This window comes from Morganella morganii H1r (genome assembly GCF_000633515.1).
In the GTDB taxonomy this organism is placed as follows: domain Bacteria; phylum Pseudomonadota; class Gammaproteobacteria; order Enterobacterales; family Enterobacteriaceae; genus Morganella; species Morganella morganii_B.
The window spans coordinates 1-25,835 of the sequence record NZ_AYMP01000021.1 but is presented as its reverse complement, the minus strand read 5'-3'; the positions used below and the strand labels follow the sequence as shown (position 1 = coordinate 25,835).

Here is a 25,835-nt window from a genome sequence, read left to right as displayed (position 1 = left end):
AAAATAAATAATCAGAAAGGGTTAAAACAGCCGTTCAAAACGCAGCATGATTTCAGTCTGCCGGTAGCTATAAAGCCACGGTACAGAACTGCGGTTACGGGTGTGGATCAGTGAAAGCTGAGGTGAAATCTGCGCGAATGACGGCGGGTAGAGTGCGAGTGTTGTGCTGTACTGTCGGGTGAGATCCTCCCTGGCCTGGCGGTGTAACGGATGTGTATGGTGATAACGTTTACGGGTGTAAACGGCATGAACAGACTGGGACACAGACGGGTGCCACAGGTAGGTCAGGCCGGTATGCAGGGCCGCTGTCCGGTAATGTTTATAGGGATCATTTTTTTTGTGAATGGTGGTTTCTGCCTGTAAATACAGCGTGGCTGCCGGATGCGGATGCCAGGTTATCTGCGGCATCAACTGGTATTCAGTGCCGTTATGTGAATGCAGATAAGGCTGATAACGGTGCTGTCGCAGTGCAGCCAGTCCGCCAAGAGACCACTCCGGGCTGAGTTGCTGATTCAGATATGTTTGTAAGCCGTAAGCAGAGGAAAAACGGCGTCCGGTGGAAAAATGTTGTTCCAGCAGCGGGGTCAGTTGCCATAAAGTATGGCGATCCTGATAGTGATAACCCGTTTTAGCGGTCAGCGTTACGGTATTGGCTACCTGATTCGCGGCATCATACCGCGTTGATACCCGGTAGTACTGCGTCAGAAAATGCGAGCCGGACAGCGGTGTCAGCCTGCGTAAATCCCAGTCACTGCGCCATTGTAAGACGGCATGGGGGATCTGCGGGATAAGGCTGGCATAACAGGAACCATCGGGGCTGTAGTGCAGGCAGTGTGCTTTCGGCAGCGGGGTCTGATAATAATTATCCGTGTAATGGCTGCCGGCGCTGAGCAGTAATGACCAACTGAGTGCCCGGGTGAGTTCGGTAATGGTACGGGTAATTTCCGGATAGTGGGGAGAGGTCACCGGCAGGCGCTGACTCAGTTCCCGGAACAAAAGCAAGGCGTTCCCGATCTGACGATCGGCCCGGTAGCTGCGGGCCAGTTCCAGTTGTGCGGCAAAGAAATGGGGTTTCTGTTGCAGAATGGTGTTATATAATCCGATAGCAACCCCGGGGCGCTGGTTTAAATAGGCCAGTTTTGCCCGGCTGAAGATAATCAGTAACGGGTCAGCCTGATGTTCCTGCTGATAAACAGATAAGTAATGATAAATCGCTTTGAGATTATTTTTCTTTAGTGAGAGATATAAATTACGTGCAGTATTATTGTCTTCTGAATGATTGTTTTTTTGTATAATTGCAGATGCCGGTAATGAAAAAACAAGTAATAATAAAAAAAGAATAAATCCGTAAATTAACTTTATCTGCGACGACATAATTATATCCGCTAAACATCAGGAACAGATTATCTGTTCCTGATGAAATGTATCAATAATGAATCAGGACTTGGTTCCGCCGAACGCGATATTCTTCGCTTTATCGCTGCTGAATTCAGCATAACCGGCAATCTGCTGTGCATTGTCACCAAAGAAATGCCCGCTGGTCGTACCGCTGACAGTTGTGGTATCAGTACCGGTGGTGCTGACAGATGCAGATCCGTTAAAGGCTGAACCGCTGACAGCGCCGCTCAGGCTGTAGCTGAGATCGGTTGAGCTGAGAGAGCCGGTAAAGGTATTAGCATCAAAATTGGTGCTGAATGTGCCGCTGATCTGTTCACCGCTGCTGTAGCCGCTGAGTCCTTTAATGCTGTACTGTGCCGTCCCTTCGGATGGCATAGCCGCAGTGATATCTTTCCCTGCGTAATACGCCATATGGGAATCATCGCTGAAATCCGTACCGGAAACCCATTCACCGTAATAAATATCGGCATCGGCTATTTTGGCAAAGTTAAAAGAGCCCATATTGCGGTGTGACTGCGGAGTGGAGGTGATAACAGAAACACCGTTATCGTTTGGTGCTGCACGGTTGGGTCCCTGCAGCCCGGCAAAGCTGACTTTGGTTCCGTTGTGCATGCCGGAATAACCGATTCCCGGCTCTCCGCCCGGTGACGGATGTCCCTGACGCTCTGATGCAGCGGTTACGCCGACAGATATATAGTTACTTAAGCCTTCGGCAGATGATGCTCCATAGCCCGCATCAGCCTGAGCCTGTACTGCGGAGAATGCGGCACACAGGGTGACCAGTGTTGCCAGCGGGGTTTTCATATTAAATGTCTTCATAAACTAAACTCCTTGTAATTTAATGAATGACAGGGTGAATGAAGTGTTTTTTTCCGGTGTGATTACCGGAAGACAAATAAACGATAAAGGAGAATGAATTATCTGTAAATGAGAATTATTATCATTTGTTTGCAATGAGAATAATTTGATTAGAATGCTAATTAAATAACGAATTAAAAAATCACTCTTTTTTATTTTTTGTGACAGATTTATTTAAAATATAAGAGTGAAAATATGTGATGCACATTCAGAGTTTTTCTGTGCGGTAAACAACGTTACTAATTCATTAATATTATTAAAAGTGATGAGTTATTTTTTTCTTTTATTGATAAGGTGATTTTAAACGCAATAATAATGCGTTCAATTAACGGCTGTTATCGCATTTGATTTGGTATTTCTGTTTCATACTGTCCGGTGTTTTGAGCTGAACGGATAATCTGATAATGAAACAAATGCTGATGTTTTTGTTGTTAACGGTGCTGACCTGCGGATCCGCATCGGCCACATGGCCGCAAATCGGGAGAAGTGATTTTTCTGAGCGTTATGAGGTGATGACTCTGACACCGGATATGCCGGTGCCCGGTGCGGCGGATAATGACCCGGCAACAAAAGGTCTGCGGCTGATCGGCCTGCGGCGTGACGGCAACGGGGAGTACTCTGAGGTCACCCGGCAGTTTTCTCCGGGAGCCACAAAACATATCCGCTATAAAGGGCGGCAGTACCGGGTGGTCGGGGATGTTTACCGGGCGGATAATCTGTCAGATACCGGACGCTGGGATAAAGGGCAGTCAGTGGTGACGGAAGAGTATTATGAAATTCTGGATAAAAACGGAGAACGGACAGGAAAGGGATTTTATTTTTCGTCGCACCGCCGCTGATATGTAAGTATAAATAGGGTATCAGCAATAAAGGTTGTATTAAGTTTTTTGCCCGGAAAACCGGTAACATACCGGCAATCACCCCGATTAGCGGAGAAGTACATGTCATCAGTCCGGATCCTCAGTGTCGCACAGTGTCATGAATCGTTGCTGAACAGCGCGGAAGCTCTGGTTGCGGAACAATGGCCGTTGTTTATGTTAGCCAGTCCGGTTTCTGACCAGTACTGGGATACACTTTATCTTGAGGAAAATTTGCCTTTTCAGCAGGTTGCGGTTGCAACCATTGCCGGAGAAGAGCTGGTTGTCGGGCTTCTGAGTGCGATTCCGTTTTATTTTCCGGAAGATGTACCGCTGTCTGATCTGCCGGATGAGGGCTGGGATGCGGTGCTGACGCAGGGGGCAACCGATACCCGGAAACCGACATTTGTATCCGCTCTGTCGGTGACCGTTGACCCGGATTTTCGCGGGCGCGGTATCCCTGCCCTGCTTATCACCGCACTGAAAGCGGCCACTGCACAGGCCGGGCTGAAGGGCGTGGTGGTACCGGTGCGGCCAACGCTCAAAGCACAGTATCCGTTACAGGATTTCGCGGAATATTGTCAGTGGCAGACCCCGCAGGGCGAGCCGTTCGACCCGTGGATCCGCACACATATCCGGCTGGGCGGGCAGATTATCAAACCGGCTATGCGTTCGGTGGATATTACATCCTCCGTTGATAACTGGTCTGAATGGACCGGGATGGCCTTTCCGCACGCCGGTCAGTACATTGTGCCCGGGGCACTGGTACCGGTTCAGGCCGATCCTGAAACGGATCGGGTCATTTACCATGAGCCGAATCTGTGGATATATCATCCGCTGGCTGAATAGTCAGGGGATCAGCCGTTCAGGGTGGGTATAGATGGTAGCCCGCCCTTTTTTACAGAACCCGGCCAGTGTCAGGCGGCAGCGTTTGGCAGTTTCAATCGCCAGCGTGGTCGGGGCGGAAACCGCAAACAGAATTTCCGCGCCGCACTGCGCACTTTTCTGCACCATCTCATAGCTGGCGCGGCTGGAGACCAGCACCGCGCCGTCTGTCCACTGTGCTTTTGCCCGCATACCCAGCAGTTTATCGAGCGCCACATGGCGGCCGACATCTTCACAACCGCCCAGTAATTCACCCTGCGGGGAAATCCAGCCTGCGGCATGGGTGCAGCCGGTCAGTTTTCCGATTTCCTGTACCTGTGGAAGCTGGCTGAGTGCCTCATCGAGGTGGCTGAGAGAAAAGGTCTGTGTGGAATCCAGCGGTGTGATTGGCCGGAAAATCTCGCTGATCTGCTCGGTACCGCAGATACCGCAGCCGGTGCGCCCGGCCATATTGCGGCGGCGCTCTTTCAGCCCGGCAAAACGGCGGGCGGATAATTCAACGTGGACTTCAAAGCCGCCGTGGCAGGCATCCGTAATATCAATCCCGCGGATTTCATCAGCGGATTCAATAATGCCTTCGGAAAGGGAAAAACCGACCGCAAAATCGCCGAGGTTTTTCGGGCTGGCCATCATCACCACATGGGAGATGCCGTTGTACACCAGGGCAACCGGCGTCTCTTCCGCGACCCAGTCATTTTCATTATGCCCGGGCTTGCTTTTTTGTTGCACATTTGTGAGATGCGCACCGCGAATTAGGCAATTATGTAACGACTCTATGGAATAAATGTCATCCATCAGATGAATTCCTGCGCTTAATAATACATAATAATAGTATGGGTAAAAGTTTACACCATTCCACCAGGCAATGAACCTGATCGCACGCACCACTGTGCAGATAAAAAGAAAGTTCGCTGTGGCTTATCTTGCAGCGGCATAAGAGCAATGTAATAAGGAGATCTCCATGCAAGTCAGCAGAAGGCAGTTCTTTAAGATCTGCGCTGGCGGTATGGCGGGTACAACGGCAGCGGCTCTGGGGTTTGCCCCGGCGGTCGCCATTGCCGGTTCACGTCAGTATAAGCTGTTGCGCGCACGTGAAACCCGTAATACCTGCACATACTGTTCCGTCGGCTGCGGGCTGTTAATGTACAGTCTGGGTGACGGGGCAAAAAACGCCAAAGAATCTGTTTTCCACATTGAAGGGGATCCGGATCATCCGGTAAACCGTGGCGCATTGTGTCCGAAAGGCGCAGGTCTGATTGATTTTATCCACAGCGAAAGCCGTCTTAAATATCCTGAAGTCCGCGAGCCGGGCACCAACGAGTGGAAACGGATCTCGTGGAATGAGGCGTTTGATCGTATCGCCCGCCTGGTCAAAGATGACCGCGACAGTAACTTTATTGAAAAAAACAGCGATGGCGTGACTGTCAACCGCTGGTTAACCACCGGGATGTTATGCGCGTCTGCCGCCAGTAACGAAACCGGCTTTGTCACCCAGAAATTTTCCCGCGCCCTCGGCATGCTTGCCGTGGATAACCAGGCGCGTGTCTGACACGGACCTACGGTAGCAAGTCTTGCTCCGACATTTGGTCGCGGTGCCATGACCAACCACTGGGTTGATATTAAAAATGCCAACCTTATTGTTGTGATGGGCGGAAATGCTGCGGAAGCTCACCCTGTCGGGTTCCGCTGGGCGATGGAAGCCAAAATTCATAACAATGCCAAACTGATCGTGATTGATCCGCGCTTCACCCGTACTGCGGCTGTGGCGGATTTCTATACGCCTATCCGTTCCGGTACGGATATTGCGTTCCTGTCAGGTGTGATTAAGTACCTGATGGAAAATGAAAAAATTAACCGTGAATATGTTGAGGCGTATACCAACGCCAGCCTGATTGTGCGTGAAGATTATGCGTTCGATAATGGCTTGTTCAGCGGCTATGATGCGGAAAAACGTCAGTACGATAAAACCACCTGGAACTACGAGCTGGATGAAAATGGTTTCGCCAGACGCGATACCACATTACAGCATCCGCGTTGTGTCTGGAATTTACTGAAAGAGCACGTCAGCCGCTATACCCCGGATGTGGTGACCAATATCTGCGGGACGCCGAAAGACGACTTCCTGAAAGTCTGTGAATATATCGGTGAAACCTGCGCGAAAGATAAAACCGCCTCATTCCTGTATGCACTGGGCTGGACACAGCATACTGTCGGCGCACAGAACATCCGTACCATGGCCATGATCCAGCTGCTGCTGGGTAACATGGGGATGCTGGGCGGCGGCGTGAACGCGCTGCGCGGTCACTCCAATATCCAGGGCTTAACTGACCTGGGTCTGCTGTCACAGAGCCTGCCGGGCTACCTGACGCTGCCGTCTGACAAACAGACAACACTGGAAAGTTATCTGGCTGCCAACACACCAAAACCAACGGTGCCGGGCCAGGTCAACTACTGGGGCAACTATCCGAAGTTCTTTGTCAGCCTGATGAAAACCTTCTACGGTGACAAAGCGCAGAAAGAGAATAACTGGGGCTTTGACTGGCTGCCGAAGTGGGACAAAGGTTACGATGTCCTGCGTTATTTCGACATGATGGATAAAGGGGAAGTCAACGGCTATATCTGCCAGGGCTTTAACCCGTTAGCCTCATTCCCGAATAAAAACAAAGTGGTGAAGGCGCTTTCAAAACTGAAGTTCCTGATCACCGTTGACCCGCTGAATACCGAAACATCGAACTTCTGGCAGAATCACGGCGAGATGAACGATGTGGATCCGTCTCAGATTCAGACCACGGTGTTCCGCCTGCCGTCCTGCTGTTTTGCGGAAGAGAACGGTTCTATCGTTAACTCCGCCCGCTGGTTACAGTGGCACTGGAAAGGCGCGGATGCCCCGGGCGAAGCTATCAGTGACGGCGAAATCCTCTCCGGTATTTTCCACCGTGTCCGCAAACTGTATGAATCGGAAGGCGGTAAAGTCCCTGAGCAGGTGCTGAACATGACCTGGAACTACTTCGACCGCGATAATCCGACCCCGGAAGAAGTCGCGCAGGAGAGTAACGGTCTGGCGCTGGTCGATCTGAAAGATGCTGACGGCAATGTGATTGTGAAGAAAGGTGAGCAGCTCACTTCATTCGCACAGTTGCGTGATGATGGTACCACGGCAAGCGGATGCTGGATTTTCGCCGGCAGCTGGACACCGCAGGGTAACCAGATGGCGCGCCGTGATAACGCTGACCCGACCGGGCTGGGTAACACCCTTGGCTGGGCGTGGGCATGGCCGCTGAACCGCCGCGTGATTTATAACCGTGCGTCTGCGGACCCGGCGGGTAAACCGTGGGATCCGAAACGCCAGATTCTGGAATGGAACGGCAGCAAGTGGATCGGTATGGATGTGCCGGACTACAGCAACGCCGCGCCGGATTCGGATGTCGGGCCGTTTATCATGCAGCCGGAAGGGATGGGCCGCCTGTTTGCTATCGATAAGATGGCGGAAGGGCCGTTCCCTGAGCACTACGAGCCGATTGAAACCCCGCTCGGTACTAACCCGCTGCACCCGGATGTGGTCTCCAACCCGGCAGCCCGTATCTTTAAGGACGACTGGGCGCAGATGGGTAAAGCAGCGGAATTCCCGTATGTCGGTACAACTTACCGCCTGACGGAGCATTTCCACTACTGGACCAAACACGCACGGTTAAATGCCATTATTCAGCCGCAGCAGTTTATCGAAATTGGTGAGCGTCTTGCGAATGAGAAGGGTATTTCCCAGGGTGATACGGTAAAAGTCAGTTCCAAACGCGGCTATATCAAAGCCAAAGCAGTGGTGACCAAACGCATCCGGACGCTGGACGTGAATGGTCAGAAAGTGGATACCATCGGTATTCCGATTCACTGGGGTTTTGAGGGTGTGGCGGTGAAAGGCTTTATCACCAATACACTGACACCGTTTGTCGGGGATGCGAATACCCAGACGCCTGAATTTAAAGCCTTCCTGGTTAATGTGGAAAAGGTGTAAGGAGATAAATTATGTCAATGCAATCACAGGACATTATTCGTCGCTCTGCCACCAATTCCCTGACCCCCGCACCTCAGGTGCGGGATTTTAAGGAAGAAGTGGCGAAGCTGATTGACGTGACCACCTGTATCGGCTGTAAAGCCTGTCAGGTGGCCTGTTCGGAGTGGAACGACATCCGTGACAAAATCGGTACCAACGTGGGGGTGTATGATAACCCGCAGGATCTGACCGCCAAGTCATGGACTGTCATGCGTTTCTCCGAAGTGGAAGAGAACGGTAAATTTGAGTGGTTGATCCGTAAAGACGGCTGTATGCACTGTGCGGATCCGGGCTGTCTCAAAGCCTGCCCGGCGGAAGGCGCGATTATTCAGTATGCCAACGGGATTGTCGACTTCCAGTCAGAGCACTGCATCGGCTGCGGTTATTGTATCGCGGGTTGTCCGTTTAATGTGCCGCGTATCAACGAAGAAGATAACCGCGCTTATAAATGCACACTGTGTGTTGACCGCGTGGACGTGGGTCAGGAACCGGCGTGTGTGAAAACCTGTCCGACAGGCGCGATTCATTTCGGCTCGAAAGAGGATATGAAAGCGCTGGCCGGTGATCGTGTGACTGAGCTGCAAAGCCGTGGTTACGCCAAGGCCGGTCTGTATGACCCGCAGGGTGTCGGCGGTACGCACGTGATGTATGTGCTGCACCACGCTGATAAGCCGCAGTTATATCACGGCCTGCCGGAGAACCCGGAAATCAGTGCTGCGGTGAAATTCTGGAAAGGTGCATGGAAACCACTGGCAGCAGTCGGTTTTGCGGCGACCTTTGCGGCGGCAATCTTCCATTACGTGGGTATCGGCCCGAACCGGGTATCAAAACGCGAGGAAGAAGAGGCCCTGAAAGATATTCAGGATGTTCCGGCAAAGACTGAGCAATCAGCAGGTCAGGAGGAGCAGAAATAATGCAACAGGATGATCGCGAAAAAATTATCCGCCACAAACCCATTGCGCGTATCAATCACTGGGCTGTGGTCATTTGTTTTCTGTTTACGGCCATCAGCGGGCTCGGGTTTTTCTTCCCGTCGCTTAACTGGTTTATGAACATTCTGGGTACCCCGCAGTTATCACGTCTGCTGCATCCGTTTACCGGTGTGGTGATGTTCTTACTGTTTGTGTTTATGTTTTTCCGTTACTTTAAACACAACTTTATCAACCGTGATGATATCGAGTGGGCGAAGCAGATCGGCAAAATCATGAAAAATGAGGAAGCCGGTGATGTCGGTCAGTATAACCTCGGTCAGAAAGGGGTGTACTGGGCGGCCAGTATCTGCCTGTTCCTGCTGTTGCTGAGCGGTATTGTTATCTGGCGTCCTTACTTTGCGGAGTATTTCTCCATTCCGGTGATCCGCATTGCGCTGCTGGTACACTCAATTTCTGCTATCGGGCTGATTATCACCATTATTGTTCATGCGTATGCGGCAATCTGGGTGAAAGGATCAGTGCGTGCGATGACGGAAGGCTGGGTAACGCGCGGCTGGGCGAAGAAACATCACCCGCGCTGGTACCGTCAGATTGTGGCAAAAGAGCGCGAAGAGGATAAAAAAGGTCAGTGACCGTTTTTAATCTTCTTGTGTGACTATTCAGAAGGCAGGGATCTCCCTGCCTTTTCGACATTTTAAGGCAGCCGGTTCATAATAGGGTTTTATTTGCCGGACCGGCTTATCCTCTCCATATCAGAAGAAGAGCAAGATCATGAGTATCCGAATTGTATCCAAAGAAGAGCTGGGACAGGCTCAGAAAAATGAAAAAGGGATTGGCTTTATCCCGGCGGTGCTGTTTCCTAATCTGAAGAATCTGTATCAGCGCCGCGCCGAACGTTTTGATGAACTGGCCAAAGATAACCCGTTTGCGGATTACCTGGAATTTGCGGCGGAAATCACCCGCGCCCAGCAGAAAGCCCTGTATGACAATCCGCTTGAAATGGATATGGATGCCCTGATGGCGGCGAATACGCCGGGCAAAGCGTTGCTCGACTGCCGCACCTTTCAGCGCACGGAACACTGGCGCAAACTGCTGAAAAGCATTATTGCTGAGCTGTTGCCGGTTGCGCCTGATCATGCCCGTCCGACCCTGGAAAACCTGGACAAAGCCTCTGAAAATGAGCTGGAAGACATGGCAACGGCGTTGTTTAATCAGGAATTTTCTGCTGTATCACCGGATAAGTCCGTATTTATCTGGGCAGCGTTATCCCTGTACTGGGCGCAGATGGCGTCGATGATCCCGGGTAAAGGCCGCGAAGAGCACGGTGAACACCGCCAGTTCTGCCCGGTCTGTGCGGCGATGCCGGTTTCCGGTGTGATCCAGATCGGCACCACGCAGGGATTGCGCTATCTGCACTGCGGATTATGTGAAACCGAATGGCATGTGGTCCGTATTAAGTGTACCAACTGCGAGCAGACCCGTGATCTGAATTACTGGTCACTGGAAAGTGAACAGGCAGCGGTGAAAGCAGAAAGCTGTGGTGATTGCGGCAGTTACCTGAAAATCCTGTCACAGGAAAAAGACGCGAAAGTGGATACCGTGGCGGATGACCTGGCAACCCTGATCCTGGATGCCCGGATGGAAGAAGAAGGTTTTGCCCGCAGCAGTATCAACCCGTTCCTGTTCCCGAACGAATAAGTCAGTGAAGTGAGTCCGCTATGAACGAACGTGCATTATACAGTCAGATACCTGCCATTGACGGGTTATTACATGAAACACCGGTTGCCGCACTGACAGAACAGTACGGACAGACCTGTATCGTCAGTATGCTGCGGGAGATGCAGGATGATGCACGTGACGCGATCCGTGAGCGGCAGCAGCTGCCGGACTGGCACGATTGCTGGGCGGATGAACTGTCCCGCCGTCTGGACAGCGAGCGGGAAGCACTGCGGCCGGTCATTAACCTGACCGGTACCGTGCTGCACACCAATCTCGGCCGGGCATTACAGGCGGAAGCGGCTATTGAGGCGGTGACTAATGCCATGCGCTGGCCGGTTACGCTCGAATATTCTCTTGATGATGCCGGGCGCGGTCACCGCGACAGCATTGTTGCGGAGCGCCTGTGTCAGCTGACCGGTGCGGAAGCGGCCTGTATCGTCAATAATAATGCGGCGGCGGTATTGCTGGTGCTGGCAACGATGGCGGCCGGGCGGGAAGTGATTGTTTCCCGTGGTGAGCTGGTGGAAATCGGCGGTGCCTTCCGCGTGCCGGAAGTGATGAGCCAGGCGGGCTGCCGTCTGGTTGAGGTCGGTACCACGAACCGGACCCATCTGCATGATTATAAAAATGCCGTCAGTGAGCAGACCGCGCTGCTGATGAAAGTCCACACCAGTAATTATCATATTGAAGGTTTCACGGCGGAGGTCTCCGGGCAGGAACTGGCGGCACTCGGCCGGGAACTGACTATCCCGTCGGTGATTGATCTCGGCAGCGGTGCTTTGATTGATATGACGCAGTGGGGACTGCCGGAAGAGCCGATGCCGCAGCGCTATCTGGCGCAGGGCATTGATATTGTGACTTTCTCCGGCGATAAACTGCTCGGCGGACCGCAGGCGGGGATTATTCTCGGCAAAAAAGCGTGGATTGAGGCGATACAGCGCCATCCGCTCAAACGCGCCCTGCGGGCAGATAAAATGACCCTTGCGGCACTGGATGCCACGCTGCGTCTGTACCGCTATCCGGAAAAACTGGCGCAGACACTGCCGTCACTGCGTCTGCTGACCCGGTCTGCTGACGATATTTATGATATGGCACAACGGCTTGTACCGAAAATTCAGGCATATTACGGTGATGAATGGGTGATCCGCGCAGAGCCCTGCTCCTCGCAGATTGGCAGCGGATCCCTGCCGGTGGAACGCCTGCCCGGCTGGGCAGTGACGTTTACCCCGCAAAACGGAAAAGGCAGCGCCTTAGCCACCCTGACGCAATCTCACCGTCAGCTGACCATTCCGGTGATCGGGCGGGTGAGTGACGGGCGTTTGTGGTGGGATCTGCGTTGCCTTGAAGATGAAAACCGACTTTTACAGGCACTGTTACCATGATTTTTGCTACAGCCGGCCATGTTGACCACGGAAAAACGGCCCTTATTCAGGCGGTAACCGGTGTGGATACCACCCACCTGCCGGAAGAAAAAAAACGCGGAATGACCATCGACCTGGGCTATGCTTACTGGCCGCAGGATGATGATACGGTTATCGGTTTTGTCGATGTGCCCGGCCATGAAAAGTTTCTCGGCAATATGCTGGCGGGTATCGGCGGGATCCGCCATGTGCTGCTGATTATAGCCTGTGATGACGGGGTGATGGCACAAACCCGCGAGCACCTGGCGATACTGCGCCTGGCGGGACGCCCGCAGATCTCCGTAGTCCTGACCAAAGCCGATCGCGTCCCGGCGGAGCGGGTTGAGGAAGTCCGTCAGCAGATCACAGAACTGCTGTTATCTGACGGCTGGCCGGAAAGTCCGGTGTTTGTCACCTCATCTCATAGCGGCGAAGGGCTGGATGTACTGCGGGCGCATCTGCGTCTGCACCATCAGCAGCAATCCTCAGATAGCCGGACAGAAAAACGTTTCCGGATGGCGATTGACCGTGTTTTCAGTGTCAAAGGGGCGGGGCTGGTGGTGACCGGTACCGCACTGGCCGGGCGTGTCAGCACCGGTGACACATTATGGGTGACCGGCAGTGACAAATCCGTCCGTGTGCGCGGCATTCATGCCCAGAACCGTCAGCAGGAACAGGCTCAGGCCGGTGACCGCGTGGCGATCAACCTGAGCGGTGATATCAGCAAAGAGACGGTTTCCCGCGGCGACTGGCTGCTGAGTGAAAAACCGGTGCAGTCCGCACACCGCATTCTGGCGGAAATTGAAACAGATGAAGGTCTGAAAAGCTGGCAGCCGGTGCATATCCACCACGGTGCCAGCCATATCACCGGGCGGGTCTCCCTCCTGAGTGACGATAACACCCGTCCGCTGCTGGCGGAAATTACCCTTGATACTCCGCTCTGGCTGGCGGAAGAAGACCGGCTGATCCTGCGTGATATCAGTGCACAGCGCACACTGGCGGGTGCCCGGGTGCTGAATTTATCTTCCCCGCGACGCGGAAAACGGCGTCCGGAATTTCTGGCGTGGTTATCAGAACGGGCGGCGGCACAGGATGATCGTGATGTTCTGCTGTGCGAACTGCCGCGCGGGGAGGTTTCCCTGCCGGTATTTGCCTGGGCGCGGCAACTGACAGCAGAAAAACTGGCGGAATGTACTGCCGGACTGAATCTGCTGATCAATGACGGTTATGCCCTTTCGGCACAACGGGTTGAAACGGCAAAAGCCATTCTGCTGGCCACCCTGGCGGATTATCATCAGTCACACAGCGACCAGATGGGCGTCGGCCGTGACAGGCTGAAACGGATGGCATTACCGGTGCTTTCTGATTCCATCGTATTTCCGGTTATTGCACAATTACTGGATGAAAAGCAGATTGTCAGAACCAGGGGCTGGCTCCATCTCCCGGGATTCGGTCTGGCCTTCGATCCGGCTCAGGGCGCGCTCTGGCACAGTACGGAACCGCTGTTTCAGCAGGAACCGTGGTGGGTTCGTGATCTGGCTGCCAAACTCGGTATTGATGAAACAACTGCCCGCCAGTTTCTGAAAAAAGCCGCGCAGCTGGGGCATATTATGGCGATTGTGCCTGACCGTTATTATCACCGGTCACAAATTACGGAATTCGCGCAGGTTATCCGTGAATATAATCAGTCACATGAAGAAGGTATCGGTGCGGCACAATTCAGGGATAAATACGGCATGGGGCGTAAGCTGGCCGTACAGATTCTGGAATTTTTTGACAGGACCGGTTTTACCCGCCGCAGAGGGGACAAACATATTTTGCGGGATGAGGGGCTATTTTAATTTTCTTCAAAAAGGATTTAAGGCATGAAAATTGATTTGGAAAATTTTGTCAGTGAATTTAATAAGGATAAATTTCCCAGCTATTATGTTAAAAATGCAAAAATATATAGCTGGGAGATCGCTTTTGTGGAGATTGAAACCGGGGCATTTAAAGTTGCACTCGATATCGATTTAAGGGGAAATGTCTGGCTGGCATTCAGGGATTATGAATCTCTGAATCTTTTTCAGAAAAGCCTCAAATATGATTTTGATTATAAAACATTAATTTATGATGGGCGGAATAAAAAATATGAATTCAGCCGGATCCCGCTGGATGAAACGGATATTGTATCGATAGTCCGCGGAATTACCAATGAGATCGTCAGTTTTTATAATGACATAGCTGCCGATTTTTATGCCCGCAAACAGACGAAGCTGATCTGCGCTATTGAATCTCATCAGTACCGTGATCTGCTGAATAAAACGCTGGATGACATGTGTCATTTCTTTAAAGGAAAGCGTTTATCTGCGCTGGAAACGGTACGGCGGCTAAAAGAGCAGCAGTGCGGTTTTACCCGTTATGATAATGACGAAATCATGCTGATGCAGGAAAAAAGCGTTTATTATCAGAAAGAAAATAAAATGCTGATGCATGAATTACGGAATATCGGCACCGGTAATTACAATACACTGGTGTGTTTTCCGGGGATGCAGACTGAGAGCGATTCATGGCTTAAATTCTGGTCTCAGTACTGGTTTCTGACAAAATATTATTTTGATCAACCGGTTTACGGTGATACCTGTGCCACGACTCAGGACGGTTTTTATCAGTTTGGCAAAAAACTGACGAATGCCTGGATGGATATCTGGGCTGGTAAAAACATCTGCATTGTGGCGGTGGAAAATGTGGTGCCGGATCCTGATCATTTCCTGTTTTCAAATACAGGGAATAAAGAGGTAATCCGGGTAAAAGACACGGATGCTTATAACGATATTGATCCGCTGACCGAACAGTGTCTGATGAAAAAAGATATTGATCTCTTTCTGATTGCGGCGGGCCCGACAGGTACGGTGCTATCCGCAAGGCTGGCAAACAACGGTAAAACAGCGCTGGATATCGGTAATCTGGTCAGCAGTTATAATGCGGTTTACCCTGAACAGCTTCAGGCGGGGTAATGACCGGCTGATAACACAAAGCAGGAAAAAACCACGTTTTATCCTGCTTTATCAGCAATCTCACAGGCCACATTTGCGGCCTGTTTTGCACTGTATGCCGGAATCAGGCTTTAGTGGCTAAAATAACACTGGAGGCTTTTATCAGTGCGACAATTTCATTACCTTCATGTAATTCCATTTCATCGCGGCTTTCATTGGTAATAACGGCTGTCAGCGGCAGCCCTTTTTCGGTTCTCAGATGAATTGTGCTGTTGACCGCACCGTTCACCATTTTGCTGATTTTACCGCGGAACTGGTTACGGGCGGAAAAACGCAGACCGCAATCCGGATTTGCCAGTACCACCCACGGCGCTTTAATAATCGCGACAGCGTCTTTTCCTTCGCGGATCCCTAATACGTCACAGCTCTCTTTGGTGATGACAGTTGTCAGAATTTCACCATGCTCAAGTGTTAATTCCACTTCATTATTAACAGCGCCGGCAACAACGCGGGATACTTTACCGGTGAGCTGGTTACGTGCGGAAATTTTCATTGTGTGACCTCTTCCCTTTTAGTGATTAACTGAAATGGTTAATCTTCCTGTTGTATCACACGATATACGCAGCGGCGAGAGTCTGTGAGTAAATATTCGACCCGTTCCACATTTGCATTTAAAACTGTCTGAAAGAGCTCCAGCTCGGCGCGGCAGAATCCCTGACACATGCTGGCGGCGGAGCAGATAGGGCAGTGGTTTTCAATAATCAGCCAGCTTCCTTCCGGTTCTTTTTCCCATTGCGCCATATAGCCTTCCTCTGTGCGGATGGCAACGAGGCGGATAATGCGTTCTTCCAGGGTTTCCGCACCCTGAAGTTTATCAAAATAGTCGCGGCGGGCTTCGTTTTCACGGGCGGTAATAATTTTGCCGATAGCATCCTCGCCGAGTTCGCGGCGGATAGTGGTCAGAATTTTGACCGTCAGCTCCGCATGACAATCCGGAAAGCGTTTATTGCCCAGCGCGGTCAGATGCCAGCGCTGCACCGGACGACCAACTCCCCGGCATTCGGAATGCGCCTCAACCATGCCGTCGCGGGCAAGTTTGGTAAACTGCTGACGGGCGGCTTCCCCGGTGGTGCCCAGATGCTCCCCGGCCTCGGATGCCTGCATCGGGCCATGCTTTTTCAGGAGAATAAGCAGTTTTTCCCCGACCGATTGTGCGGAACTGAGGTTGCTTTCCAGGTTAGTTCTTGACATATTCTCGTGCCCGGTATTTATTTATCCAAGTTAATTCTTGTTTAATTTATCGCATTCAGCAAAGTATCACAAGACTAAAGGATGGTTTCTATGTTGCCCGATGACAGCCGCTGGCGTGATCTCTTCTCAGGGAAAAACGCTGCGATTTCAATCGCTCTTTCGTTCGGTGTTGTTATCCACGCCGTTAATATCTTAATGGCGACCACCATTTTGCCATCCGTTGTTGCTGATATCGGCGGCCTGAATCTGTATGCCTGGAATACCACGCTGTTTGTGGCGGCTTCCATTATCGGTTCTGTACTCTCCGCCCGGCTGCTGGCCGTATACGGTGCCCGTATCGCCTACCTTATCTCTGTGGTGGCCTTTTTCGCCGGCAGCCTGGCCTGTGCACTGGCACCCCGGATGGAAATTATGCTGCTGGGACGCACTATTCAGGGCTTCGGCGGCGGCGTTATGTTCGCACTGTCTTATGCCATGATCAATTTAGTGTATGTTCCGGCCCTGTGGCCGAGAGCCATGGCACTGATTTCCGGGATGTGGGGTGTTGCCACATTAGTCGGTCCGGCAGTCGGGGGTATTTTTGCCCAGTTAAACGCCTGGCGTTTTGCTTTTGGTGTGATGTTGCCGCTGATGGTTATCTATGGGCTCTTTTTGCTTACGATTATGCCGAAAAAGCAGAAAGATGACGGTATCCGGCCGCGTCTTCCCCTGATCCAGCTGACATTACTGACTGCCGCTGTGCTGGTGGTCTCCGCCGGGAGCCTCAGCCCGGATGTGTTCCTCAATGTGGGCGGCGTGGTGGTTTCGCTGCTGTTACTGATTGTGCTCGCGCTGATTGAGCAGCGCAGCCGCATCCGGTTACTGCCGGAAAATACCTTCCGGTGCGGCAGCCATCATGCCGCGCTGTATATCACTATCTCTCTGCTGGCGATCGGGATGACCTGTGAAGTGTTCGTGCCGTACTTCCTGCAGAGCCTGCACGGTCAGTCGCCGCTGGCATCCGGTTATATGAGTGCGCTGATGGCGCTGGGCTGGACTGTCAGTGAAATTATCAGTGCCGGCTGGAAAGGAGCGAAAATGCGCGCCAGTATTCTGCTCGGGCCGGTTTTTGTGCTGGCGGGGCTGGTTCTGCTGGCACTGACGCTCTCTGTACCGTCTGCCGGTACATGGGGCATCATGTCGCCGATCCTGCTGGGGTTATCCCTGGTCGGGTTCGGGATCGGGTTCGGCTGGCCGCATCTGCTGACCCGGATTTTACAGGTTGCCGCGCCTGCGGATAAAGAGATCGCCGCCGCCTCCATCACCACCGTACAGCTTTTTGCCACAGCGCTGGGTGCGGCACTGGCGGGTATGATTGTTAACGTCAATGGTTTCAATGACGGCACATTGACGGGTGTGATGTCATCGGCCTACTGGCTGATGATGTTACTGGCCATTGCGCCGCTGATTGCGATTTTCACCGCCCGCCGCTGTGCGGCCATTTCTTACTGCTGATTATCCCGTTTCTGATAATAGTGTATGCCGGAATAAGGACTGTATCCTGTTCCGGCGTTTTTTTACACTGACCGGATGTTTTCTGTCAGGGTAATGTCCGTTATGTCTCAGTATCATCTCGAATTTGAAAAACCAATCATTGAGCTGGAAGAAAAAATCGCCGCATTGCAGTCATTTAAAGAGCACAGCAGCGATTTGGGGTTTGATCCGGATGATGAAATTGCCTGTCTGCGGAAAAAATGCGAAAAACTGACCCAATCGATTTATGCGGATCTCGGCGCATGGGAAATTGTCCGGCTGGCCCGTCATCCGCTGCGGCCCTATACCCTGGATTATATCAGTCTTATTTTTACGGATTTTCAGGCACTTGCCGATGATCGTGCCTTTGCGGATGATAAGGCGATTGTCGGCGGGCTGGCACGCCTTGAAGGCCGTCCGGTGATGGTTATCGGTCACCAGAAAGGGCGGGATACCAAAGAAAAGTTACTGCGGAATTTCGGGATGCCGTCACCGGAAGGCTATCGTAAGGCACTGCGCCTGATGAAAATGGCCGAACGTTTTCATATGCCGGTGCTGATGTTTATTGATTCCGCCGGTGCCTATCCCGGTGTGGGCGCGGAAGAGCGCGGACAGGCGGAGGCGATTGCCCGTAACCTGCTGGAGCTGTCGCGGCTGAAAACGCCGGTGATCTGCTCCATTACCGGCGAAGGCTGTTCCGGCGGGGCGCTGGGGATTGGTGTCGGCGATCGTATCAATATGCTGCAATACAGTACCTATGCGGCGATTTCGCCGGAAGGGTGTGCCTCTATTTTGTGGAAAAGCGCGGACAAAGCGCCGCAGGCTGCCGAAACCATGGGGATGACCGCCCCGCGCCTGAAGGCGCTCGGTATTATCGATACCATTATTCCCGAACCGGCGGGCGGTGCTCACCGCAACTATCAGCAGGCGGCGGATAACCTGCGTGAGCAGCTGCTGCAGGATCTGGCGGCGTTATCAGCGTTGCCGGAAGACGAATTACTGGCGCAGCGCTATCAGAAATTAATGTCTTTCGGCTATTGCTGAGGACAGATTAACCTGTTTGTGATAACAATAGGGATGAATATCTCTCACAACGGGGACGCTGTCATGGCGGTCGATCTGAATTTGCTGCCGGTTTTTCTGGCGGTGGCGGAGCAGGGCAGTTTTACCGGTGCGGCTACCCGGCTGGGGATGCCGTCATCCAATGTCAGCAGAGCCATCAGGCAACTGGAAACCCAGGCCGGCTGCCGCCTGATCGAACGGACAACCCGGCGTATGCGCCTGACAGCACAGGGGCAGCAGTTGTATCAGTGCGCCGGAAAAACGGACGCCATGCTGCGTGAAACCTTTTCACAGATCCGTAATGACGATGTGCTGACCGGCTGTTTCCGGCTGACGGTACCCGGTGAAGGCTGCGGGGAAATGCTGGCGCCGGTGCTGGCCCGGTTTGCCGCGCTGCATCCGGATTTGCAGATCCGGTGTGACACCCGGCTGACTCCGGCGGATATTATCAGTGATGATATCGATCTGTTGCTGACCTATCAGCGCGGAGAGATGGCTGACAGCAGTTATCACAGCCGTCTGATTCAGTCATGGTCGTGTGTGGTGGTGGCAGCGCCGTCATTACTGACGCAGACCGGCATCCCGGTTTCTGCCGCTGAGCTGACCCGGCTGCCCTGTATTTCCAGCCTGAGTGCTCTGAACGGTCAGCCGTGGGTTTTTCGTAAGCCGGACGGCGGGTGGCTGACCGTGCGCATTAACAGCCGCTATCAGGTTAACGGTGCGGCACTGGCAGCGGCGGCAGCCGTTGAAGGTCTGGGTTTTGCGATTCTGACCAAACATTTGTGTCAGCAGGCTTTCCGTGACGGCACATTGCAGGCTGTCCGGCTGAATGAAGAACCGGCTCCCATCGAACTGAGAGCCGTTTATGCCAGCCGCCGTGAAGTTTCACCGGTTGTCGACAAATTCCTGCATTTTCTTGAACGTTCGCTGCGGGATCAGGATAAAAATCAATAGCTGCGGAATACGGTCTGTTTTCCGTCCGCATCATAGGCGATCACATCATATGGCTCTTTCATATCCTTGTATTCCATGCCGAGGCTGCCGACCGGCATCCCCGGGACAGAAATTCCTTTGGCACTTTCCGGCAGCGTATCAATGGCATCCAGGCTGTCCGCCGGGACGTGACCAATCACATACTTACCGTTCAGTGTGGCGAGGTGACAGCTCATGAGATTCTGGGTGGCACCGGAACTGAGCATCATTTTTTCCAGTTGTGCCTGCGGGATAACATTGGTTTTCACATCATAACCGGCTTTTTCCACACCTTCCGCCCACTGGCCGCAACAGCCGCAGGTCGGGGATTTATACACGGTGACGGTTCCTTTCGCCGCCATGGCGCCGGCAGAGAGTGTGGTTAATAATAAAGATAACGCCCAAACGGATTTTTTCATCGGTATGCCCTGTAGTGAGTCGGATAATAATGATGAGATTAATGGTTTACCTTAGGGGAAGGTCAATACAGGCAACGTATAGTTATGCGGAGAAGTGTAAAAGCTTAAACGGAGGTCATAATGACAACGCATCTGACATTACAGATAACAGGAACAGAAACCCGGATTTTTTCTGCTGAGGCTGATGTGCGGCTTCCGCTCGGTGACAGTGTGATTGACGGGTTTGTTTTTCAGCATTCGCCGGTGACCGCGTATGAAGCGGAGGTGGCGATCGAACATATTGAAAACCGGATTATCCCGGCACGGGCGGCATTACCGGCGGGAGACCTGGCTTTGCATTGTCCGGATCCGCGGCTGAACTATTTACTGACCGCTGATAAAGCGGATTTCTTATCCACAGAGGAAATAGAACGTGCATTTAATGAGATTGTTAATGTCATCAGCGGCAGCCCGGTATCATCAACATCACTCCCTTCAGACAAACAATTCACGGCGTTTTTACTGATTATCCGTGAGATCACCCATCACTGGGGGCTGGCAGGTCTGATTCCGGAAGTCACCGGAAAAAATGATGTGATTTAACATGCATACAAAATGACTCTTATCAAAATAAATTATAAAATTTGTATTATTATTTAGTCCCCGGGGCTGCTGCTCCGGCGATTGTATGATGACAGAGCAGAACAGATATGAGCATTACACTGATAAATAAGATTAAATCCGTTTCTTCCCGGTTTTCAGCCGGGTATTTCGGCATGGTTCTGGGGCTTATCGGCACCGGGATGGCGTGGCGCTATGCCGCAGCTGAGCAGGGCTATCCGGCAATCATCGGTGAGGTGATTATTGGTGCCGGTTGTGCGGTCTGGCTGGTGCTGATCTCTCTGTTTATTATCCGCAGTTTCTGTTTCCCGGAAAAAATGACTGATGAGTTCCGTCATCCGGTCGCCAGCGGGTTTTCCAGCCTGTTACCGGCAACCACTGTGCTGGTGGCGATGGGGCTGACGCCTTATTTTCCGCTGTTTTCCACCGGATTGTTTGCTCTTGGTGCAGTCGCGCAACTCTCTTATGCCGCGTGGCTGGTCGGCTCCCAGTGGAAGGGGGAATACCCTAAAGCGGCAACCACACCGGTACTTTATCTGCCGACCGTTGCTAATAATTTTATCTGTGCCATGGCATGTGGTGCGCTCGGGTTTACTGACCTTGGTATTCTCTTTTTCGGTGCCGGGGTTTTCTCCTGGCTGAGCCTGGAACCGGCGATTCTGAAACGGATCCGCAGTGACGGGCTGATGGATGAAAAATCGCGCCTCTCTTTTGGTATTCAGCTGGCGCCGGCACTGGTGGCATGCAGCGCCTATCTGGCGGTAAACCAGAACCACATTGATTTCTTTGCCAAAATGTTGCTCGGCTACGGGTTACTGCAACTGGTGTTTATGATCCGGCTGATCCCCTGGTTTACCCGGCAGTCATTTACCTTATCATTCTGGAGCTTTTCATTCGGCGTGTCGGCGCTGGCAAAATCCTCTCTGAATATCAGTATGTCTTCAGATAATGAATTTATTCATCTGCTGGCATTCACTCTGTTTATCTTTTCCAACGCCTTTATTTTGTTGCTGGTGGTAAATTCGCTGCGTCTGCTGGTCAGAAAGCAAATCACCCGCGCCCGTATCCGCGAAGAAAATTAATATTCAGTCGCCGGTTATCAATTTGATTATTTATTAATCATTATTCTCATAATGATATCTGCACTGAAAAACCCCGCTGCCGTGAGATGTTCAGTACAAATAGTGAACAGTTTCACAAAGTGATCAAAAACGCCGTTATTAATCACATTTTATAACCCTTTTCCCCGCTAATACGTCCTCCTGGTGTGGTTATTGCTTTATCTGTTGATACAGATGGCATAACAGCCGTCTGTTCTCCACAAGAGTCCTAAATAAAACAGATAGTTATTAACAGAGTCAGATAGTCAAATTCACGTACAGGAGAGAAGAGATGTCTGATCAACAAAACACAGCATCTGATCTTATTTACCAGCTCGAAGATAAACCCCCGTTTTTACAGGCAATTATTGGTGCCGTGACCCATCTGCTGGCCATTTTCGTTCCGATGGTCACACCGGCGCTGATTGTCGGTACAGCCTTACAGTTATCGCCTGAGACCAATGCGTATCTTGTTTCCATGGCCATGATAGCCTCCGGTGTCGGCACCTGGCTGCAGGTAAACCGCTACGGCATGGTCGGCTCGGGGTTATTATCGATTCAGTCCGTTAACTTTTCATTTGTAACAGTGATGATTGCCATCGGAACCAGCATGCGGGCTGATGGTGTTGATGAAGAGCTGTTACTGTCCACTATCTTTGGTATCTCATTTGCCGGTGCATTCTTAGTTGTGGGATCGTCTTTTATCCTGCCCTATCTGCGCCGTGTCATCACTCCGACCGTCAGCGGTATTGTGGTTCTGATGATCGGGCTGAGTCTGATAAAAGTCGGGATTATCGATTTCGGCGGCGGCTTCTCCGCCAAGTCTTCCGGCACTTTCGGTGATTATCAGAATATCGGTGTCGGGTTACTGGTTCTGCTGGTTGTTATCGGGTTTAACTGCTGCAAAAGCCCGCTGCTGCGTATGGGCGGGATAGCTATCGGGCTGATTGTCGGTTATATCTGCGCCCTGTTCCTGGGGATGGTGGATTTCAGCCAGATGAGCAAAGCCGCGTTTATCACGATCCCGGTGCCGTTCAAATACGGTTTCTCGTTTAACTTCGCTCACTTTCTGGTGGTCGCCATTATTTATCTGCTCAGTGTGCTGGAGGCGGTCGGTGACCTGACAGCAACCGCGCTTGTGTCCGGGCAGAAAATTCAGGGGCCGGAATTTCAGTCCCGTCTGAAAGGCGGGGTAATGGCGGATGGTCTGGTCTCTGTGGCGGCTTCCGCGATGAGTTCTCTGCCGCTGACCACCTTTGCCCAGAACAACGGGGTTATTCAGATGACCGGGGTGGCTTCCCGGCATGTCGGGAAAATCATTGCGGTTATCCTGGTGATCCTGGGGCTGTTTCCGGGGATCGGCTGGTTCTTTACGACGATTCCGGCACCGGTGCTGGGTGGTGCGATGACACTGATGTTCTCCATGATCGCCATTGCCGGGATCCGCATTATTTTGTCAAACGGTCTGCGCCGCCGCGAAACCCTGATTGTGGCAACCTCGCTGGGGCTTGGACTGGGTGTCTCTTATGACCCGGCGGTTTTCCACGTCCTGCCGACATCCCTTTATGCACTGGCAGAAAACCCGATCTGTATGGGCGGCGTGACAGCCATTATTCTGAATTTAATTATCCCGGTCAGTAAGGAAAAAGAACCGGATGATATTGAAGAATCTGTGAGGGAAGAGGAAGTTTAATTAAAGTCGTCTGACAGCCCGCGTATTTCAGCGGGCTGTCAGTATTCGGACTTACCGGTGACTGAGTGCCAGCTTTACGGCAAAAAACATAAAAAGTCCGCCGGTCAGGCGATCCGTCCACCGGATAAAGCACCGGGATTTCAGCAGGCGTGAGGCGTAACCGGTCACCATAATCAGAGTCAATGACCAGAGCGTACCGATAACCACATGAATAGTGACGAGCAGAAATATCCGGGCTATCAGTGGTTGCCCGGCAGGAATAAACTGCGGCAGGAAAGAGACATAAAATATCCCCATTTTCGGGTTCAGCACATTACCCAGCATTCCCCGGATAAACCAGTTACTTTGCGGGGCAGAAGCATTCTCTTGTGTTGTGCTGAATGATTGACGGGGGTGCAGAATTAACTGAATACCCAGCCATAGCAGATAAAGTGCCCCGCACCATTTAACGATATCGTAAGCCGTGGCAGACGCGGCAAGCAGCGCGCCGAGACCCAGTGCCACGAAAAGCCCCCGGATAAAACAACCCGCATCAATACCGAGAGCCGCCTGAAAGGCTTTTTTCCGCCTTCGGCAGCTGCGGTGCGTAATATCAGTGCGGTATCAAGACCCGGAGTCAGGGTTAACAGTAAAGCAGCGAGAGAGTAAGCAAGAAGGGCATCAGTTGCGGACATTTTTTCAGCTCCGGAAGCACACTACCGTAGGGAAAAAACGGATCCGGATCAAGTGCCGGATTAGTGTATTTCTCCGGTAACACCTGTCTCCCGGAAAGAGTTAAAAAAGCGGTTTAACGATATTTTCCCAATAAGTATCAACTATCACGATAAGAGAAACGGCAAAGAAAAAATACGCTACCATGATTTTCCATACTTTTTTGAAGACAGTAACTGATTTGCCAAATTTCCTGTTTTTCTGAACATCAGAGAGTTCTTTATACAAGTTTTCTTTTTCTTTATCTGACATTTTTTCACTGCGGATTTTTTGCAGCAAGCGTGTTTCAGTTTTTGTTGTATAACTGCTTTTTCCGGCTATTACGGCAAATTTTTCTATAAAAAATGCGGCCCCGATAAGAAACCCGATAAGCCGGAAATGCACATCGGGGATACCCCAGCAAGCCAGTGTTAATAATAAAGTCCATTCCCCGACTCTGGTTCTCTGTAAAGAATCCCACCAGTCAAACATCTCTTTTTTGTATGAAACAATGGCGTCCATTAATTCAGTATATTGCGGAGAGTGCTTATGGCTGTTCATTTTGTCCTCATGAGTACCATTGAATATTGTTCTGACAATAAAAAAACCGGCAGATACAGAGCATCAGCCGGCTTATGGATGTGTACTGAGTTACTGTGAAGTGTTACTCAATGTTCTGAATCTGAATGTTGATTCATTGACAAAAAATCAATTTAAACAATAGGTTGATAGAATCTATTTTGGATTAAAAGATTGATGCTCCCCACTATGCTCCCCAGAGAAATTTAAACCTTTATATGCCAAAAAGGGATAGGAAAAATTTTTTTATAACCTAAATTCATTTATCCATACTAGCTCTTATAATTTCGTTGCTCTCGGTGTAAGATTATTGAAAATAACATACATTTAACTGGAATAACTATGGATGTATTCAGTGTAATTACCGATAAAGAGTATCCTATAAAATTAACTCAGAATAAATATGATGAGATTACTAAGCGAATTTCTCCATATATTCAAAAGAGAAACGGAGTAAATGTAAGCTATGCAATATGTCCTTGTTGCAAAAACCCTGTTAGCTTGGTAAATAAATATTTCAAGAAAACGCAATCTGAAATTCTATATGCAAAACATACCGGATATACAGTGAATGGCATTGCTATTCATGACCAAAATGAATATGAAAGTTGTGACTTTAGAAATCCTAATAAAATGGATAAAGATAAATTATTAAAGAGAGGTTCAGGTAATCTTTCCGACAATATAAAGAATAAATTAAAAGAAAACTTTGATCTGCTTGTGGTGATTATAAAAATAAAGACGAAAATAAATTTCACAGATTATGTTATATTAAATATGTTGAAATCATTTAAATTGAACGAAGGTTATAAATATCAGTGTGTTACACTCTTTAACCTTCCTTCTAGTTTTATTTTTATGACGGATGCGCAAAGTATATTATAT

22 protein-coding genes and 2 pseudogenes are annotated in these 25,835 nt (G+C 51.0%); 16 read left to right on the top strand and 8 right to left on the bottom strand.

Going from position 1 to position 25,835, the window contains the following annotated elements; genetic code table 11:
• Positions 1 to 21: 21 nt before the first annotated feature.
• Positions 22 to 1,374 (bottom strand): surface lipoprotein assembly modifier, encoded by a 1,353-nt coding sequence (locus U868_RS0113000; RefSeq protein WP_025153673.1) that lies wholly within the window; start codon positions 1,372 to 1,374, stop codon positions 22 to 24.
• A 63-nt stretch (positions 1,375 to 1,437) separates the two neighbouring features.
• A complete protein-coding gene (locus U868_RS0112995; protein ID WP_025153672.1) occupies positions 1,438 to 2,217 on the bottom strand; it encodes a Slam-dependent surface lipoprotein in 780 nt (259 codons plus the stop codon).
• Between the two features lie 443 nt (positions 2,218 to 2,660).
• Here U868_RS0112995 and umoA point away from each other — a divergent pair, with 443 nt between their 5' ends.
• Together umoA and U868_RS0112985 are read left to right on the top strand one after the other, a co-directional pair.
• Positions 2,661 to 3,095 (top strand): UmoA family flagellar biogenesis regulator, encoded by a 435-nt coding sequence (gene umoA / locus U868_RS0112990; protein WP_025153671.1) that lies wholly within the window; start codon positions 2,661 to 2,663, stop codon positions 3,093 to 3,095.
• Between the two features lie 102 nt (positions 3,096 to 3,197).
• A complete protein-coding gene (locus tag U868_RS0112985) occupies positions 3,198 to 3,962 on the top strand; it encodes a hypothetical protein (RefSeq protein ID WP_025153670.1) in 765 nt (254 codons plus the stop codon).
• On the opposite strand, the gene fdhD is transcribed toward U868_RS0112985, so the two are convergent.
• A complete protein-coding gene (gene fdhD, locus U868_RS0112980; protein ID WP_025153669.1) occupies positions 3,963 to 4,793 on the bottom strand; it encodes a formate dehydrogenase accessory sulfurtransferase FdhD in 831 nt (276 codons plus the stop codon).
• A 166-nt stretch (positions 4,794 to 4,959) separates the two neighbouring features.
• On the opposite strand from fdhD, the gene fdnG reads away from it, so the two are divergent.
• From fdnG to U868_RS25985, 7 genes are all read left to right on the top strand, one after another.
• Complete coding sequence (fdnG, locus tag U868_RS0112970) at positions 4,960 to 8,007, top strand: formate dehydrogenase-N subunit alpha (RefSeq protein WP_080694363.1); 3,048 nt, start codon at positions 4,960 to 4,962, stop codon at positions 8,005 to 8,007.
• Between the two features lie 11 nt (positions 8,008 to 8,018).
• The gene (fdxH, locus tag U868_RS0112965) at positions 8,019 to 8,960 is read left to right on the top strand and encodes a formate dehydrogenase subunit beta (RefSeq protein ID WP_025153666.1); all 942 of its coding nucleotides are present in this window, start codon (positions 8,019 to 8,021) and stop codon (positions 8,958 to 8,960) included.
• A complete protein-coding gene (gene fdoI / locus U868_RS0112960; RefSeq protein ID WP_004236693.1) occupies positions 8,960 to 9,610 on the top strand; it encodes a formate dehydrogenase cytochrome b556 subunit in 651 nt (216 codons plus the stop codon). Before fdxH ends, fdoI begins: the two co-directional genes overlap by 1 nt.
• 139 nt (positions 9,611 to 9,749) lie before the next feature.
• Positions 9,750 to 10,676, top strand: a complete 927-nt coding sequence (gene fdhE, locus U868_RS0112955) for a formate dehydrogenase accessory protein FdhE (protein ID WP_025153665.1) — start codon at positions 9,750 to 9,752, stop codon at positions 10,674 to 10,676.
• A gap of 20 nt (positions 10,677 to 10,696) precedes the next feature.
• Positions 10,697 to 12,079, top strand: a complete 1,383-nt coding sequence (gene selA, locus U868_RS0112950; protein ID WP_025153664.1) for an L-seryl-tRNA(Sec) selenium transferase — start codon at positions 10,697 to 10,699, stop codon at positions 12,077 to 12,079.
• Positions 12,076 to 13,938: a selenocysteine-specific translation elongation factor gene (selB, locus tag U868_RS0112945; protein WP_025153663.1), complete on the top strand. Its 1,863-nt coding sequence runs from the start codon at positions 12,076 to 12,078 to the stop codon at positions 13,936 to 13,938. The genes selA and selB overlap by 4 nt, the downstream gene beginning before the upstream one ends.
• Positions 13,939 to 13,962: 24 nt before the next feature.
• Positions 13,963 to 15,093, top strand: a complete 1,131-nt coding sequence (locus U868_RS25985) for a GT-D fold domain-containing glycosyltransferase (protein ID WP_240182720.1) — start codon at positions 13,963 to 13,965, stop codon at positions 15,091 to 15,093.
• A gap of 103 nt (positions 15,094 to 15,196) precedes the next feature.
• Here U868_RS25985 and U868_RS0112925 read toward each other — a convergent pair whose 3' ends face one another.
• Both U868_RS0112925 and U868_RS0112920 read right to left on the bottom strand, forming a co-directional pair.
• Positions 15,197 to 15,625 carry a TOBE domain-containing protein gene (locus U868_RS0112925; RefSeq protein WP_025153660.1) on the bottom strand — a complete coding sequence of 143 codons (429 nt, stop codon included), beginning with the start codon at positions 15,623 to 15,625 and terminating at the stop codon, positions 15,197 to 15,199.
• A 38-nt stretch (positions 15,626 to 15,663) separates the two neighbouring features.
• Complete coding sequence (locus U868_RS0112920) at positions 15,664 to 16,323, bottom strand: helix-turn-helix transcriptional regulator (RefSeq protein ID WP_025153659.1); 660 nt, start codon at positions 16,321 to 16,323, stop codon at positions 15,664 to 15,666.
• 90 nt (positions 16,324 to 16,413) lie between these two features.
• On the opposite strand from U868_RS0112920, the gene U868_RS0112915 reads away from it, so the two are divergent.
• From U868_RS0112915 to U868_RS0112905, 3 genes are all read left to right on the top strand, one after another.
• The gene (locus U868_RS0112915; RefSeq protein WP_025153658.1) at positions 16,414 to 17,817 is read left to right on the top strand and encodes an MFS transporter; all 1,404 of its coding nucleotides are present in this window, start codon (positions 16,414 to 16,416) and stop codon (positions 17,815 to 17,817) included.
• Between the two features lie 102 nt (positions 17,818 to 17,919).
• Entirely contained in the window at positions 17,920 to 18,879 is a 960-nt protein-coding gene (gene accA / locus U868_RS0112910) for an acetyl-CoA carboxylase carboxyl transferase subunit alpha (protein WP_025153657.1), read from the top strand.
• A gap of 63 nt (positions 18,880 to 18,942) precedes the next feature.
• Entirely contained in the window at positions 18,943 to 19,851 is a 909-nt protein-coding gene (locus U868_RS0112905) for a LysR family transcriptional regulator (protein WP_025153656.1), read from the top strand.
• Here the strand turns inward: U868_RS0112905 and U868_RS0112900 are convergent.
• On the bottom strand, positions 19,845 to 20,288 hold the full coding sequence (locus tag U868_RS0112900) for a DUF411 domain-containing protein (protein WP_025153655.1): 444 nt from the start codon (positions 20,286 to 20,288) through the stop codon (positions 19,845 to 19,847). The genes U868_RS0112905 and U868_RS0112900 overlap by 7 nt on opposite strands.
• 120 nt (positions 20,289 to 20,408) lie before the next feature.
• Between U868_RS0112900 and U868_RS0112895 the strand changes: the two genes are divergently transcribed.
• The 3 genes from U868_RS0112895 to U868_RS0112880 all read left to right on the top strand — a co-directional run bounded on the left by U868_RS0112895 (position 20,409) and on the right by U868_RS0112880 (position 23,681).
• A complete protein-coding gene (locus U868_RS0112895; RefSeq protein ID WP_025153654.1) occupies positions 20,409 to 20,870 on the top strand; it encodes a hypothetical protein in 462 nt (153 codons plus the stop codon).
• A 107-nt stretch (positions 20,871 to 20,977) separates the two neighbouring features.
• Complete coding sequence (gene tehA / locus U868_RS0112890; RefSeq protein ID WP_029991139.1) at positions 20,978 to 21,970, top strand: dicarboxylate transporter/tellurite-resistance protein TehA; 993 nt, start codon at positions 20,978 to 20,980, stop codon at positions 21,968 to 21,970.
• 310 nt (positions 21,971 to 22,280) lie between these two features.
• The gene (locus tag U868_RS0112880; RefSeq protein ID WP_025153652.1) at positions 22,281 to 23,681 is read left to right on the top strand and encodes a nucleobase:cation symporter-2 family protein; all 1,401 of its coding nucleotides are present in this window, start codon (positions 22,281 to 22,283) and stop codon (positions 23,679 to 23,681) included.
• Between the two features lie 51 nt (positions 23,682 to 23,732).
• Here U868_RS0112880 and U868_RS0112875 read toward each other — a convergent pair.
• Both U868_RS0112875 and U868_RS25980 read right to left on the bottom strand, forming a co-directional pair.
• Positions 23,733 to 24,355: pseudogene (locus tag U868_RS0112875) on the bottom strand (LysE family translocator).
• A 100-nt stretch (positions 24,356 to 24,455) separates the two neighbouring features.
• The gene (locus tag U868_RS25980; RefSeq protein ID WP_025153651.1) at positions 24,456 to 24,932 is read right to left on the bottom strand and encodes a hypothetical protein; all 477 of its coding nucleotides are present in this window, start codon (positions 24,930 to 24,932) and stop codon (positions 24,456 to 24,458) included.
• A gap of 360 nt (positions 24,933 to 25,292) precedes the next feature.
• Between U868_RS25980 and U868_RS0112860 the strand changes: the two are divergent.
• Positions 25,293 to 25,835 (top strand): annotated as a pseudogene (locus U868_RS0112860) (hypothetical protein); the annotation flags it as partial.